The organism is Rhizobium sp. BK661 (genome assembly GCF_024808825.1).
In the GTDB taxonomy this organism is placed as follows: Bacteria; Pseudomonadota; Alphaproteobacteria; order Rhizobiales; family Rhizobiaceae; genus Rhizobium.
Map to the genome: position 1 here is coordinate 494,372 of NZ_JANTYT010000002.1, position 12,968 is coordinate 507,339.

The window sequence follows — 12,968 nt, forward strand, 5'->3', positions numbered from 1 at the left end:
CGTCATGCAAACGTCCGGTATCGCCGGATCGTTTCCTCCGCCTCGCCGATCGCTTCGGGTGTCCCGACTGTGAGCCAGTGTCCTTCGAGCACCGTACCATAGAGCCGGCCTTGGGAGATCGCCTTGTCGAAATATAGATTGAGGTTGAAGGCATCGGCTGGAGCGTCGTCCAGGAACGACGTGTTCATGGCAATAGCGCCGGCGTAAACGACCGGACCCGGCCCGGACTCAGCAAAACGCGTCAACCGGCCATCCCGGGCCATGTTGAAATCGTTCTTGCCGTTGTGGCCGGTTGTATCTTCCAGCTTCACGCAGAGCATCGCCATATCCATGCTTTCCGGTCGGAAGAATCCGGCTAAGCGTGTTAGGTTGCTCGGAACGTTTGGGCGTTCCCCGATCCAGAAGAGGTCGGCATTCGTGACGAAAACCTCGCCGGGAACGAGCAGCTTTAGGCCCTTTGCAAGCCCACCGCCGTTGTTCATCAGCTTCTCGCGCTCGTCGGAGATAATGATCTCGAGGTTTCGGTATGAAGCCAGATGAGCCAGCATCTGGTCTGCGTGGTGATGAACATTGACCACGACCTTTTCGACTCCGGCTTCGGCAAGTGAGTCCAGCGCGTAGTCGATCATCGCCTTGCCGTCGATCTTCACGAGCGGCTTCGGGATAGTGTCAGTAATTGGCCGCATGCGGGTCCCAAGACCTGCAGCGAGAACCATGGCTTGCTTGATACTCATCTGATCCGAGAAATTATGATTCGCTTGGTACTATTCCAGCCCTTACGCACCAGTCGCGCAAGGGGGCAAGCGCTTCATGCTTCAGCGCAACGGAAAGATAGGACAGGGTGCGCGGCATATGTTTCATATAGCCAGGCTTTCCGTCTCGTTGCATCAAGCGAACCCACAGGCCGACAAGCTTGCAGTTGCGCTGCGCCGACATGATCGACCAGCTCCTCAGGAAGCGGACTTCATCGAAGCTGCCCTCTACTCTGCGCAGTGATAGATAGTCGTCCATCAATTGCTGGAAAAGATCCGGAGAGATCGTGACACGTGCATCCTGCACTATAGAAGCAAGGTCATAGGCCGTCGGGCCGATCATTGCGTCCTGGAAATCAATCAGTCCAACTCGCTCAATGCCTGTCTCGTTCTCTCGCCAGATGATGTTGGGTGAGTGAAAATCGCGCAGGAGAAGGCTCTTTTCCGCCGTGTCCAATTCGTCGATCAGCCTATCCCAGATGGCAAGATATTCGTCCCGCTCGGCATCACTGGCTGCGATGCCCCCACGCTTCCAGGGCAGGTACCAATCGAGAACGAGGCGCACCTCCATCTTCATCGCCGTTCGGTCGAAATCCGGGATGTGATGGACATGGTTGACCGCGACGCGGATGTCCTGCGGGATTGTCAGCGAATGGAGGTGTGCAAGGCAGGCGACGCTTGCCCGGTAACGATCGACGTTAGGTTGGCCCTTCGCGTCGAGAACGCCGTCCGCGCCAAGGTCTTCCAGAAGCAGAATGCCCTGATCGTAATCGACATTGTAGACTTCGGGTGCTGCAAAACCCTCCCGCCTGAGCACATTGGCAATGGCAACGAAAGGATAGGCATTTTCCGCGATATGCGCGACCTTTGGATATGGCTTGCCATCCAGGACCGGGGGCCCCTCCGGCAGCGGCGGCCAGTCCATCAGCACGCGTCGCTTCGCGTCATCGGCATAGATGGCCTCGTAGGCACGGAGTGACGCATCTCCTGTCAGGAAACGACGCTTTGCGCCGGAGTATCCTGCGTTATCAAGGAAATCGCGTATTGCAAGGACGCGGTGGATTCGTGCGGCCTGCTTTTCCGGCGCAACGATGGTTGCCCGTCGACCTGCACCCTCGTGCTCCAGCGTCAGCATAATCCGGTCTGCCGGCAGCTCGCCGGCGGCCATCTCGGGCCATTCCACGAGGCAGATGCCGTCCTGGAGCGCCTCATCGAAGCCAAGTTCGGTCAGCTCGGCCGGATCGCCAAGACGGTACAGATCGAAATGCGCGACCGGAATGCGCAGGTCATACGTTTGCACAAGCGTGAAGGTGGGGCTCGGCACCTCGAGCTCGTCGTCATCCGCCATGGCCCGCAGAAATGCGCGGGCAAGCGACGATTTCCCCGCGCCAAGATCGCCGGACAGCGCAAGGCAATCGCCTGGCTTCAAGGCCAGCGCCAAATCTTCGCCAAAGCGGATCGTTTCCGCCTCATCCTTGAGGAAGAGGGAAATGACGGGAGCCATCATTCGGCTGCGACGGACGTCGGAAGATCGACCGAAGGAATCCGGCAGGTCACGATCGTGCCCTTGCCCGGTTGGCTGTCGATGGTGACCGTCCCGTGGTGAAGACTGACGAAACTGTCGACGATCGAAAGCCCAAGGCCGGCGCCGCCCCTCTTGCCATTTGTTGCGCCGGTGGCGAATCGGTCGAACACATTGGCGATCATATCCTGCGAAATGCCAGGGCCACGATCACTGACGGCAAAGACGAAATCCATGCCCTCACGCTTGCATTCAAGCGAGATTGACGACCCTTCCGGCGAGAAGTTGGCGGCATTGGAAAGCAGCTTCACGAGGATCTGCTTCAGCCTTTGCGGGTCAGCAACGATCGAGCCCAGATGTGCGGGAGCCGTAATCTCCAGTGTTACGCCGCTTTCCTGCAGCCTGTCGGCAATCTGCATCGACACGTCGTCAAGCAGGTCGCCAAGATCAATCGCCGAATAGTTGAGCCGCATGATTCCGGCGTCGACGGTGGCTAGATCGAGGATATCGTTGACCAGCGTCAGCAATACCGAAGAGGACGTCGAAATATGATCGATATATTCGGCCTGCCGGTCGTTCAGCGGTCCGAGCCCCGGCGTGCGCAGCAGATCGGTGAAGCCGATGATGTTGGTAAGCGGCGAGCGTAGCTCGTAGGAAACATGCTGGACGAAGTCGTTCTTAAGCTCGTCCGCCTTGCGCAGCGCCTCGTTCTTTTCCGTCAGGGCGCGCTCGGCACGGACGCTGTCGGTCATGTTGACGAAGGTCAGCATCGTCTGCGCGTTCGGCAACGGAATGACTGCATAGTCGAGCACGAGGCCTGAAAATAGTTCGAGTGTCCCCTGGCTGGAACGGCGCTCGTCGTCGAAGCTGGTGATCAACTCGCCAAAGGTCTTCCATCCGTCCGGACGGTCATAGGACTGAGAGCACGACTCGCCAAGGGCACGGATGTGCGTGCCCGCCTTCGCCTCGGCCTCGGTAACTCCCCAGAGTGCACGGAAAGCGGGATTCGAGAGGCGAATGCGCCCGTCGGGCCCAAAGACCGCCACACCTTCTGATAGATGGTCGATCGTCTCGCCCTGTACCTTGAGAAGCGTATTGTAGCGTGTTTCGAGGTCGACCTGTTCTGTGAGGTTCTCGAATACCCAGGTCGCACCACCCTGAGGATGTGCTGTTGCAAAGACCCGCAACGTCTGGCCGTTCGGCAGGTGCCAGAGGTCAGGTTGGGTATCGAGCGCACGGTAGACCGAAAGCGCGGCTTCCTTCCAGGATTTCCAGTTGAGTTGATCAGGCAGCTTCTTGGCAGCCCTCAGGCGCTCCAGCAGTTCTGCGTTGTCTGGGCGGCTCTCGAGGAACGCGATATCGAATTCCCAGAGGGAGACGAAAGCCTGATTATAGAATTGCAGCCGACGGTCACCGTCGAAGATCGCGACAGGCGTTGCGAGGTGGTCGAGTGTTTCGGCGTGGCTCTTTAGCGTGCGCTCGAGCTCGGCGCGAACAGCTTCGATGCCGGAAACGTCGACAGCGATCCCGGCGGAGCCGTTAGGGACCTTTACATCGACGACGTCGAAGAACGTTCGGTTGCCGGACACCACGGTGGAGATCTTGTCGTGGAATGGCGACTCAGTTGTCGCCGTCGCGCGGATCCGCTCACGGGCAACGGTTGTTAGAAACTCACGACCCTCATTGACGGCCTGCTCCGGCGTGGTTGCCTCGACGGCCTCGCCGTAGGCCTGATTAACCCAGGTCAGTCGGCCTTCGGTATCACGCTGCCAGGCTGGAAGGTCGATTGCATCGAGCATGCTCTGGAATGCCGAGATCGAGGACAATAGTCTGTCCCGTTCGATCTTCAGTTCGGCAAGCTCGGCCCGTAGATTGTTCAGCGCGACAAAGCGGACGAATGCACGTCCGCCCGAAACTCGGCCCTGCGCCTCGAGGATTTCTTCGCGATGGGTTTCGACAACCATGTCGAAGCTGTGGGCCGATCCGCGCAGGCGATCGATCGCACGCTCAAGCTCAGACGCCGACCGCGGCTTCAACCACAATCCGAAGGCCAGGAATTCGCTGTCCTGCGGCGCGCCGGTTTCGGCCGGCAGCTGACCGATCAGTTCAGGACGCTCGCCGCCATCCCAGATGACGATCCGACGGTTCTTGTCCGCAATCAGGGCCTGATACTGCGAAATACGCTGTTGCGCGTCAGAGAGGGCCGAGCGGATTTCACGGCTTTCGCTTTCGAGGTTTCCGCGCTGGCGCACAACCCAAAGGGTCGAAAGCAGCGCGGCCGAAATCACGCCGATCACCACGGAGAGACCAACAACCTGCGATGAGGTGAAAAGATGCGCCGCTGCAACAGTCTCGGCCTCGACCTGTGCGAAAACCGGCCGCGCAGTCGATGCGATGGCCGTGCCAGCGGCAAAAATCCGTGCCACGCGAGACACGATGCCGGTGCTGACAGGTTTCCGTTCGCCCGAATGGACCGGGCAGTGGTCAGCGTAGGCGCCAACCTCTGCCTGTTCGACCAGGCTGTGCATCATTTCCGACATGCGCGGTATGTCTCCGTCCTTTAATGTGCCGCATCACGACAAGACATCCCATTTTCGAAGCAAACGGACACGTCCGTGGCTACGAATCGAGTGTTAAAACAATACTTCGGAAGGGAATCGGCGGGAAGGTGTGTGCCAAAAAATAAGGGCGCCGCATTTGTCAATGCGGCACCCTCTAGATGTTGTGGATATCAATCCTGCGATCAATATCTGTAGTGGTCAGCCTTGAACGGGCCTTGCGGCTTTACGCCGATATAGGAAGCCTGCTCCTCAGAAAGCTGCGTCAGCTTTACGCCGAGCTTATCGAGGTGAAGGCGCGCGACCTTCTCGTCGAGGTGCTTCGGCAGGATGTAGACCTGGTTCTGGTACTGGCCGGGCTTGGTGAAGAGCTCGATCTGCGCCAGCGTCTGGTTCGTGAATGAAGCCGACATCACGAAGGACGGATGGCCGGTCGCGTTGCCGAGGTTCAGCAGGCGGCCTTCCGACAGCAGGATGATGCGGTTGCCCTTCGGGAACTCGATCAGGTCGACCTGCGGCTTGATGTTGGTCCACTTCAGGTTACGGAGGGCCGCAACTTCGATCTCGTTGTCGAAGTGGCCGATGTTGCCGACGATCGCCATGTCCTTCATCGCGCGCATGTGGTCGATGCGGATGACGTCCTTGTTACCGGTCGTGGTGATGAAGATGTCGGCAGAAGACACAACGTCTTCGAGCGTGACGACTTCGAAGCCATCCATGGCTGCCTGCAGCGCGCAGATCGGGTCGACTTCGGTAACCTTGACGCGGGCGCCGGCGCCCTGAAGTGAAGCAGCCGAACCCTTGCCGACGTCGCCGTAACCGCAGACGACGGCAACCTTGCCGGCCATCATCACGTCGGTGCCGCGGCGGATACCGTCAACCAGCGATTCCTTGCAGCCGTACTTGTTGTCGAACTTCGACTTCGTCACCGAGTCGTTGACGTTGATGGCAGGGAAGGGCAGCAGACCCTTCTGGGAGAGCTGGTACAGGCGGTTAACACCAGTGGTGGTTTCTTCCGTTACGCCCTTGATCGCGTCGCGCTGCTTGGTGAACCAGCCCGGCGAAGCGGCGAGGCGCTTCTTGATCTGTGCGAAGAGGATTTCTTCCTCTTCCGAATGCGGGTTCGACAGTACGTCTTCGCCAGCTTCGGCGCGGGCGCCGAGCAGGATGTACATGGTGGCATCGCCGCCATCGTCGAGGATCATGTTGGAGAAGCCACCATCGGTCCACTGGAAGATCTTGTCGGTGTAGACCCAGTAATCATGCAGCGACTCGCCCTTGATGGCGAAAACCGGAACGCCGGAAGCGGCGATCGCGGCGGCAGCATGGTCCTGCGTCGAGAAGATGTTGCACGACGCCCAACGGACTTCAGCACCGAGTGCAACGAGCGTCTCGATGAGAACGGCTGTCTGGATCGTCATGTGCAGCGAACCGGTGATGCGCGCGCCCTTCAGGGGCTTCGCCTCGCCGAACTCAGCGCGGCAGGCCATCAGGCCCGGCATTTCTGTTTCAGCGATCGTGATTTCCTTGCGACCGAAGTCTGCGAGGCCGATATCGGCGACGATATAATCTTTTTCAGTGCTCATTGGGTTTTCTCCAGGCTGAAAAGCGGCTCAAAAATTCAAAGGCGCACAAAGGGCACCGCATGCGTCCACGCAGTCTGCGCGGCGATGAAAGGCCGTTTAGCAGGCTTCTATGACGAAGGCAATAATGATATAAAGAAGTCTTTATATGTTTATATGGGCCGGGATTGGCTCACATTTCCTCGCCGAACCGGTTCTGGATCAGCTCGTCGAGCGCATCGAGCGCTTGTGCAGCCTGGTTGCCGCTGGCCGAGATCAAGACGCTGGAGCCCGGGCTTGCCGCCAACATCATCAATCCCATGATCGATGTCCCGCCGACCGTCATTCCATCTTTCGATACAGTGATGGCGGCATCGAAATTCTCGACCAGCTGTACGAACTTTGCCGAAGCGCGTGCGTGCAATCCACGCTTGTTGATGATCAGAATTTCACGGGAGAGTGCCGTCATGGGCGCGATGTGCTCACTATTTGCCACTGAGAACGCGGCTCGCGACGTTGATGTATTTCCGCCCGGCCTCGGAGGCTTCGACGAGCGCCTTCTCCATGTTGTTCTCGCCGCGGACACCCGCGAGCTTGATGAGCATCGGTAGGTTCATGCCAGCAATTACTTCCGTGTGGCCGCTGCTCATGACTGAGATTGCCAGGTTGGAGGGGGTACCACCGAACATGTCTGTCAGGATGACAACTCCATGGCCGTCATCGGCACGGGATACTGCTTCCAGAATATCTTGTCGCCTCTGATCCATGTCGTCTTCGGGACCGATACAGACCGTTTCGATGAATTTCTGAGGACCGACAACGTGTTCGACCGCATGACGAAACTCTTCAGCCAGCTTGCCATGAGTGACAAGCACAAGTCCGATCATGATATTACTGCTCCTAATGGCATATTCCAAACGGTGGCCCCAATATCGCAATGCAGCAATCGCGTCCACCGTGGGGGCACATCTTGGCGATCAAAAGCCGAAGTGCAAGACAAAAATACGACTTTATGGGCCCGTTTTGCCGATTCTGCGGGCATTACTGTCCGATGTCCGGTGCTTTTGCCATCAATATCGCCAGCGGCAACGGAGTATTAGCCAGCAATCGAATGACCGGTAGTTCTATGCTACCAGCAATAGTTGTTCGCTCACCGTCTGGCGGCAACCGTTTCTCGCCAGACGGGCTTCCGGGAAGAATGGCATAGTGCATTGTTGCGTTGACAATGTACGGCACGCGGACAAGGCCAGTGCCGCGCAATTCGAGCAAACCGGCAATCGAGGCAGGACATGTTGCAATCACCGCTCCGTCCACTTCGCTAATTAGCGCCTGATCGTCGGCGACCAGCGAGGAAAAGATGCCCATGCGTTGCGCTTCGTTGATGCAGGTGAACGCCAGCATCGATTTCCCCCAGCCCGACGGCCCCAGGAAGAGAAGGCCGGTCTTGCCGACGACGATGGCGGTTGCGTGGATGTTTGAAGGCTTGTCCATCACGGGGTAGTGTCGGCGGGAAGGGCGAGAATGAAGCGCGCTCCGAGAAGTTTTTCGGTCTCGGGATCGATGATGTTTTCCGCACGCAGCGAGCCACCATGTGCTTCGGCGATCTGACGGCTGATCGACAGCCCGAGGCCCGAATTCTGTCCAAAGCCTTCGGATTCCGGTCGGTCGGTATAGAAGCGCTCGAAGATGCGGTCGATGTCTTCTGCCTGGATGCCCGGCCCGTTGTCCTCGACGTACACGATGCAGCGAGAGCGCGTTCGCACCAGCCGCACGGTGATCCTGCCGTCATGCTCCGGAACAAACGAGCGGGCGTTTTCAATGAGGTTGGTGATGACCTGCCCGATGCGCAGGTCATGGCCGTTCACAACAAAACGTGTCTTCACGCCCGGCTTGCGCTCGATCGCGAATTCGATTTGTACTTCTTTTCTGCGATTGCGAATTTGCCGCGATACGTCGATGAGATCGCGAAGCAGAATCTCCAGATCGACCGAACCGGCGTCAACGCGCGCCAATTCAGCATCGAGACGAGAGGCGTCGGAAATGTCGCTGATCAGACGGTCGAGCCGGCGAACGTCGTGCTGGATGACATCAAGAAGCCGCTTCTTGGACTCGTCTGTTTTTGCCAGAGGCAGTGTTTCGACGGCGCTGCGGAGCGACGTCAGCGGATTCTTCAGTTCGTGGCTGACGTCGGCCGCAAAGCTTTCAATCGCGTCGATGCGGTCGTAGAGCGCGGTCGTCATTTCGCGCAGCGCAATGGAGAGGTTGCCGATCTCGTCCTGGCGGGCGGAAAAGTCGGGAATTTCTTCGCGTTCCTTCGCGCCGCGGCGGACGCGGATGGCGGCAGCCGACAGGCGCCGCAGCGGGTTGGCGATTGTTGAGGACAAAACGAGGGACAGCAGAACGTTGACGAGTGTCGCGACGCCAAAGACGCGCATGATGCCGAGGCGCTCGGCGTGAACGATGTTATCGATATCGCCGGCTTGGGTCGACAGGAGCAGCACGCCCAGAACAGCACGGAATCGCTGGATCGGAACGGCAACCGAAACGATCAACTCGCCCTTTTCTGTGGTGCGAACCACAGCGCCGCGAACACCAGTCAGTGCGTTCATGACCTCGGGATAAATCGAGCCGTCGCCACCCGGAGCTTCCTTGTAGAGGGGGAGGTTTCCTGGTTGCAGGACCTTGTTGAAGATCGTCGTGAACCACTGGCTCCAGCTCTGCTCCTCGTCATCGACGGGCGGCAAATCAAAACGTAGGACCTGGCCGCGTGAATAGAGATGGCGAGAGTCGAGAAGCAGGTTGGCGTCAGCGTCAAAAATGCGTGCGCGGGTTCTGGTCGGAGAAATCAGCCGACGCAGCACAGGCGCGACCTTTTCCGGATCGATCGGGAATTCGAGATCCTCGTCGTTCGGAACCGGGGTAATGCTCTGGCCAGCCTGCAGTTCGAGCAGCTTCTCGGGGTCGATGGTAATCGAGTTGGTGTCCACCGACGCGGACGCGGAAACCGCGCCGGCGATGATTTCGCCCTGCGTCAGAAGGCTTTCGACGCGAGCGTCGATCAGCCCTTCGCGGAACTGATTGAGGTAGAGAATGCCGCCGACGAGAACGACCAGCGCGGCCAGATTGAAGAAAAGGATGCGACGCGTCAGGCTCGAAAAGACGGCGTTGCCGAAGATGCGGCGGATGATCGTGAAGGGGTGCGACCAACGCCGTCCCCTGACGCGGCGGCTGCTCACGCCTTCCGCCTCATCCAGATCTCTTTCCTGCACCAACTGTGCCAACCACAGGCCCTTTCGGAGAGCGGACCGCTTTCGCGATCGTCACTCTCGACAATTCTCAGATGCCGCGCCGCTTCGGCGTCAGGCTGCTTCGCGGAAGCGGTAGCCCACTCCGTAGAGCGTTTCAATCATATCAAAGTCGGTATCGACCATCTTGAATTTCTTGCGGAGCCGCTTGATGTGGCTATCGATAGTGCGATCGTCGACATAGACCTGCTCGTCATAGGCCGCATCCATCAATGCGTCACGGCTTTTGACGACGCCCGGACGCTGGGCCAGAGAATGCAGGATAAGGAATTCGGTCACCGTCAGCGTCACCGGCTCACCCTTCCAGGTGCAGGTGTGGCGTTCCTGGTCCATGACCAGCTGGCCGCGCTCCAGCGAGCGAGCGAGCTGTTGTGCCGTGCCCGGCTTTGGTGCAGCACCACCGGCGGCGGCAGCAGCCTCGCGGCTCGATGCCCGGCGCAGGACGGCGCGGACGCGCTCGACCAGCAGACGCTGCGAGAAGGGCTTGGTAATGAAGTCGTCGGCGCCCATCTTCAGGCCGAACAACTCATCGATTTCCTCGTCCTTGGAGGTGAGGAAGATGACCGGCATGTCGGATTTCTGCCGCAAGCGGCGCAGGAGCTCCATACCATCCATGCGCGGCATCTTGATATCGAAGATGGCAAGCTGTGGCGGGCGAGCAAGAAGACCGTCGAGGGCTGAGGCGCCGTCCGTATACGTCTCGACCTTGTATCCTTCTGCCTCGAGTGCAATCGATACCGAGGTAAGGATGTTGCGGTCGTCATCAACGAGCGCGATTGTCGGCATGGTATTCGTCTCCGTCATCTATGCGCGTCTCCAGGATTTTAGAAGGTCCCCAGGCGGCCTCTCTGAACCGGATGCGCTTATCGGGATAAAGGTGGAACAAATTGTGGCAAAGATAAAGGGTTGGATTGTTCTAAAGTTTTGAGCGCAACCGAGAGATGTGTCGAAAATCCGCGCGGCCACTTCTGATTCAAACGATTTAAAATAAGGCAGGAAAATTTAAATCGATTAATAGTTTGATATTGCTACATTTTATCCATTTTCCTCTATTGCGTTTTAAAAAAACCGCCCGTACGGTCACCGTCAGTTCTTAACGGCACGAGCCTCAAGGGAAGGGAAAGACCATGGAGCTGTTCGGAGTCCACAACCCGGCGATAGAGCTGGCGACGATCGGTTTGGGGAGCGCAAACAGTGCTCGCTATAACTTTACGGCCGCCTCCCTCTATGAAGAATCGATTCGCCGGGGCGAGGCTCAGCTGACCGCCCATGGTGCCTTGCGCGCCCTGACCGGCCAGCATACCGGCCGCTCGCCGCGCGATAAGTTTGTCGTTCGTGACGGGAACACCGATGATGAGATCTGGTGGGAAAACAACAAGCCGATGTCGCCGCAGCACTTCGCGTTGCTGAAGCAGGACATGCTCGCGCACGCTGCCGGCAAGGACCTGTTCGTTCAGGATCTCATCGGCGGTGCCGACGAAAACAATGCCTTGCCGACGCGTGTCGTCACCGAGCTTGCTTGGCATTCGCTCTTCATTCGCAACCTGCTGATCCGTCCGGAGGCCTCGGCACTTGCGACCTTCGCCCCGAAGCTGACGATCATCAACCTACCGACGTTCAAGGCGGATCCGGAACGATATGGCTGCCGCACCGAGACCGTCATCGCTTGCGACCTGACGAACGGCGAAGTGCTGATCGCCGGTACGTTCTACGCCGGCGAGATGAAGAAGTCGGTCTTCACCGTTCTGAACTACCTGCTCCCGGCAAAGGGCGTCATGCCGATGCACTGCTCGGCCAACGTCGGTCCTGACGGCGATGCCGCGGTCTTCTTCGGTCTCTCGGGCACCGGCAAGACGACGCTTTCCGCAGATCCGGCCCGCACGCTGATCGGCGACGACGAACACGGCTGGGGCGAGGACGGCATCTTCAACTTCGAAGGCGGCTGCTACGCCAAGACCATCCGCCTGTCGGCCGAAGCGGAGCCGGAAATCTACGCAACGACGCAGCGCTTCGGCACCGTCCTCGAAAACGTTGTCCTCAACGACCGGCGCGAGCCCGACTTCAACGATGGGTCGCTGACCGAAAACACGCGTTGCGCCTATCCGCTGGATTTCATTCCGAACGCGTCGAAGACAGGCCTTGCGGGCCATCCTAAGACGATCATCATGCTGACGGCAGATGCCTTTGGCGTCATGCCGCCGATCGCCAAGCTGACGCCGGATCAGGCGATGTACCACTTCCTGTCCGGTTACACGGCCAAGGTGGCAGGTACCGAGCGGGGTGTAACCGAGCCGGAAGCAACCTTCTCGACCTGCTTCGGTGCTCCGTTCATGCCGCGGCATCCGTCGGAGTACGGCAATCTTTTGAAGGATCTCATCGGTCGTCACGGCGTTGAATGCTGGCTTGTTAACACCGGCTGGACTGGCGGCGCTTACGGCACCGGCAAGCGCATGCCGATCAAGGCGACCCGCACGCTGCTCGCTGCAGCCCTCTCGGGCGACCTCGGCAAGGCCGATTTCCGTGTCGATCCGAACTTCGGCTTCGCCGTTCCTGTCACGGTGCCGGGTGTCGACACGGCTATCCTCGATCCGCGTTCCACGTGGCAGGATGCGATCGCCTATGACGCGCAGGCCAGCAAGCTGGTGACGATGTTCATCGAGAACTTCGCGAAGTTCGAAGGCCATGTCGATGGTGGGGTGCGCGATGCGGCCCCGGGATTTCGCGCCGCCGCTGAGTGACACGCCAAAACATTGATGATTCACGTGAAACCCGGCGGCCTCCGTCGGGTTTCTTTGGCTGTTTCCAAGGGCCGGCCGATATGAGATAGAAAGCGCATGGCCAGCGAACCCCTTTACATCAACGATCGAATCACCGTCGCCGGGTGGGAGCTGACCGAGCAATTTGTCCTCGCAGGCGGCCCTGGCGGGCAGAACGTCAACAAGGTTTCGACAGCCGTCCAGCTGTTCTTCAATATTCCGAACTCCCCTTCCTTGAACGAGCGCGTGAAGGGGAATGCCGTGAAGCTCGCCGGCAAGCGCCTTTCGAAGGAAGGCGTGCTGATGATAGAGGCGAGCCGCTTCCGCAGCCAGGATCGTAACCGGGAAGACGCGCGAGAGCGGCTGAAAGAGCTTATCCTCGAGGCGGCAAAACCGCCGCCGCCGCCGCGCAAGAAGACCAAGCCGACTAAAGGATCGGTCGAACGTCGGCTGAAGGAGAAGTCGGGTAGGTCGGAGGTGAAGAAGATGCGCGGACGACCGCTCGGTGATTGA

Annotated in this window: 11 protein-coding genes; 2 read left to right on the plus strand and 9 right to left on the minus strand. The window is 59.0% G+C overall.

The window, feature by feature from the left end; translation table 11 throughout:
- Positions 1–2 precede the first annotated feature (2 nt).
- The 9 genes from FHX16_RS08650 to FHX16_RS08690 all read right to left on the minus strand — a co-directional run bounded on the left by FHX16_RS08650 (position 3) and on the right by FHX16_RS08690 (position 10,485).
- Positions 3–734, minus strand: a complete 732-nt coding sequence (locus FHX16_RS08650; RefSeq protein WP_183754851.1) for a nucleotidyltransferase family protein — start codon at positions 732–734, stop codon at positions 3–5.
- A 13-nt stretch (positions 735–747) separates the two neighbouring features.
- Entirely contained in the window at positions 748–2,256 is a 1,509-nt protein-coding gene (gene tsaE, locus FHX16_RS08655) for a tRNA (adenosine(37)-N6)-threonylcarbamoyltransferase complex ATPase subunit type 1 TsaE (RefSeq protein WP_259126979.1), read from the minus strand.
- Positions 2,256–4,814 (minus strand): PAS domain-containing sensor histidine kinase, encoded by a 2,559-nt coding sequence (locus tag FHX16_RS08660; protein WP_183864413.1) that lies wholly within the window; start codon positions 4,812–4,814, stop codon positions 2,256–2,258. Before FHX16_RS08660 ends, tsaE begins: the two co-directional genes overlap by 1 nt.
- Positions 4,815–5,017: 203 nt before the next feature.
- Positions 5,018–6,418, minus strand: coding sequence for an adenosylhomocysteinase (gene ahcY / locus FHX16_RS08665; RefSeq protein WP_183864414.1), 1,401 nt, complete (start codon positions 6,416–6,418; stop codon positions 5,018–5,020).
- A 169-nt stretch (positions 6,419–6,587) separates the two neighbouring features.
- Positions 6,588–6,863 (minus strand): HPr family phosphocarrier protein, encoded by a 276-nt coding sequence (locus tag FHX16_RS08670; RefSeq protein WP_016556881.1) that lies wholly within the window; start codon positions 6,861–6,863, stop codon positions 6,588–6,590.
- Positions 6,864–6,879: 16 nt separating this feature from the next.
- Complete coding sequence (locus FHX16_RS08675) at positions 6,880–7,281, minus strand: PTS sugar transporter subunit IIA (RefSeq protein WP_007528763.1); 402 nt, start codon at positions 7,279–7,281, stop codon at positions 6,880–6,882.
- 154 nt (positions 7,282–7,435) lie between these two features.
- Entirely contained in the window at positions 7,436–7,888 is a 453-nt protein-coding gene (locus FHX16_RS08680) for an HPr kinase/phosphorylase (RefSeq protein WP_405049266.1), read from the minus strand.
- Complete coding sequence (locus tag FHX16_RS08685; protein WP_405049267.1) at positions 7,885–9,675, minus strand: stimulus-sensing domain-containing protein; 1,791 nt, start codon at positions 9,673–9,675, stop codon at positions 7,885–7,887. The genes FHX16_RS08680 and FHX16_RS08685 overlap by 4 nt, the downstream gene beginning before the upstream one ends.
- Before the next feature lie 78 nt (positions 9,676–9,753).
- Complete coding sequence (locus FHX16_RS08690) at positions 9,754–10,485, minus strand: response regulator transcription factor (protein WP_189637167.1); 732 nt, start codon at positions 10,483–10,485, stop codon at positions 9,754–9,756.
- Between the two features lie 341 nt (positions 10,486–10,826).
- Between FHX16_RS08690 and FHX16_RS08695 the strand changes: the two genes are divergently transcribed.
- Both FHX16_RS08695 and arfB read left to right on the plus strand, forming a co-directional pair.
- Complete coding sequence (locus tag FHX16_RS08695) at positions 10,827–12,437, plus strand: phosphoenolpyruvate carboxykinase (protein WP_259126983.1); 1,611 nt, start codon at positions 10,827–10,829, stop codon at positions 12,435–12,437.
- Between the two features lie 96 nt (positions 12,438–12,533).
- Positions 12,534–12,968 carry an alternative ribosome rescue aminoacyl-tRNA hydrolase ArfB gene (arfB, locus tag FHX16_RS08700; protein WP_183754835.1) on the plus strand — a complete coding sequence of 145 codons (435 nt, stop codon included), beginning with the start codon at positions 12,534–12,536 and terminating at the stop codon, positions 12,966–12,968.

Excerpts from the sequence above, each read along its gene's own strand:
- FHX16_RS08650 (WP_183754851.1), bottom strand. The coding sequence starts at position 734 with ATGAGTATCAAGCAAGCCATGGTTCTCGCTGCAGGTCTTGGGACCCGC.
- tsaE (WP_259126979.1), bottom strand. The coding sequence starts at position 2,256 with ATGGCTCCCGTCATTTCCCTCTTCCTCAAGGATGAGGCGGAAACGATC.
- FHX16_RS08660 (WP_183864413.1), bottom strand. The coding sequence starts at position 4,814 with ATGTCGGAAATGATGCACAGCCTGGTCGAACAGGCAGAGGTTGGCGCC.
- ahcY (WP_183864414.1), bottom strand. The coding sequence starts at position 6,418 with ATGAGCACTGAAAAAGATTATATCGTCGCCGATATCGGCCTCGCAGAC.
- FHX16_RS08670 (WP_016556881.1), bottom strand. The coding sequence starts at position 6,863 with ATGACGGCACTCTCCCGTGAAATTCTGATCATCAACAAGCGTGGATTG.
- FHX16_RS08675 (WP_007528763.1), bottom strand. The coding sequence starts at position 7,281 with ATGATCGGACTTGTGCTTGTCACTCATGGCAAGCTGGCTGAAGAGTTT.
- FHX16_RS08690 (WP_189637167.1), bottom strand. The coding sequence starts at position 10,485 with ATGCCGACAATCGCGCTCGTTGATGACGACCGCAACATCCTTACCTCG.
- FHX16_RS08695 (WP_259126983.1), top strand. The coding sequence starts at position 10,827 with ATGGAGCTGTTCGGAGTCCACAACCCGGCGATAGAGCTGGCGACGATC.
- arfB (WP_183754835.1), top strand. The coding sequence starts at position 12,534 with ATGGCCAGCGAACCCCTTTACATCAACGATCGAATCACCGTCGCCGGG.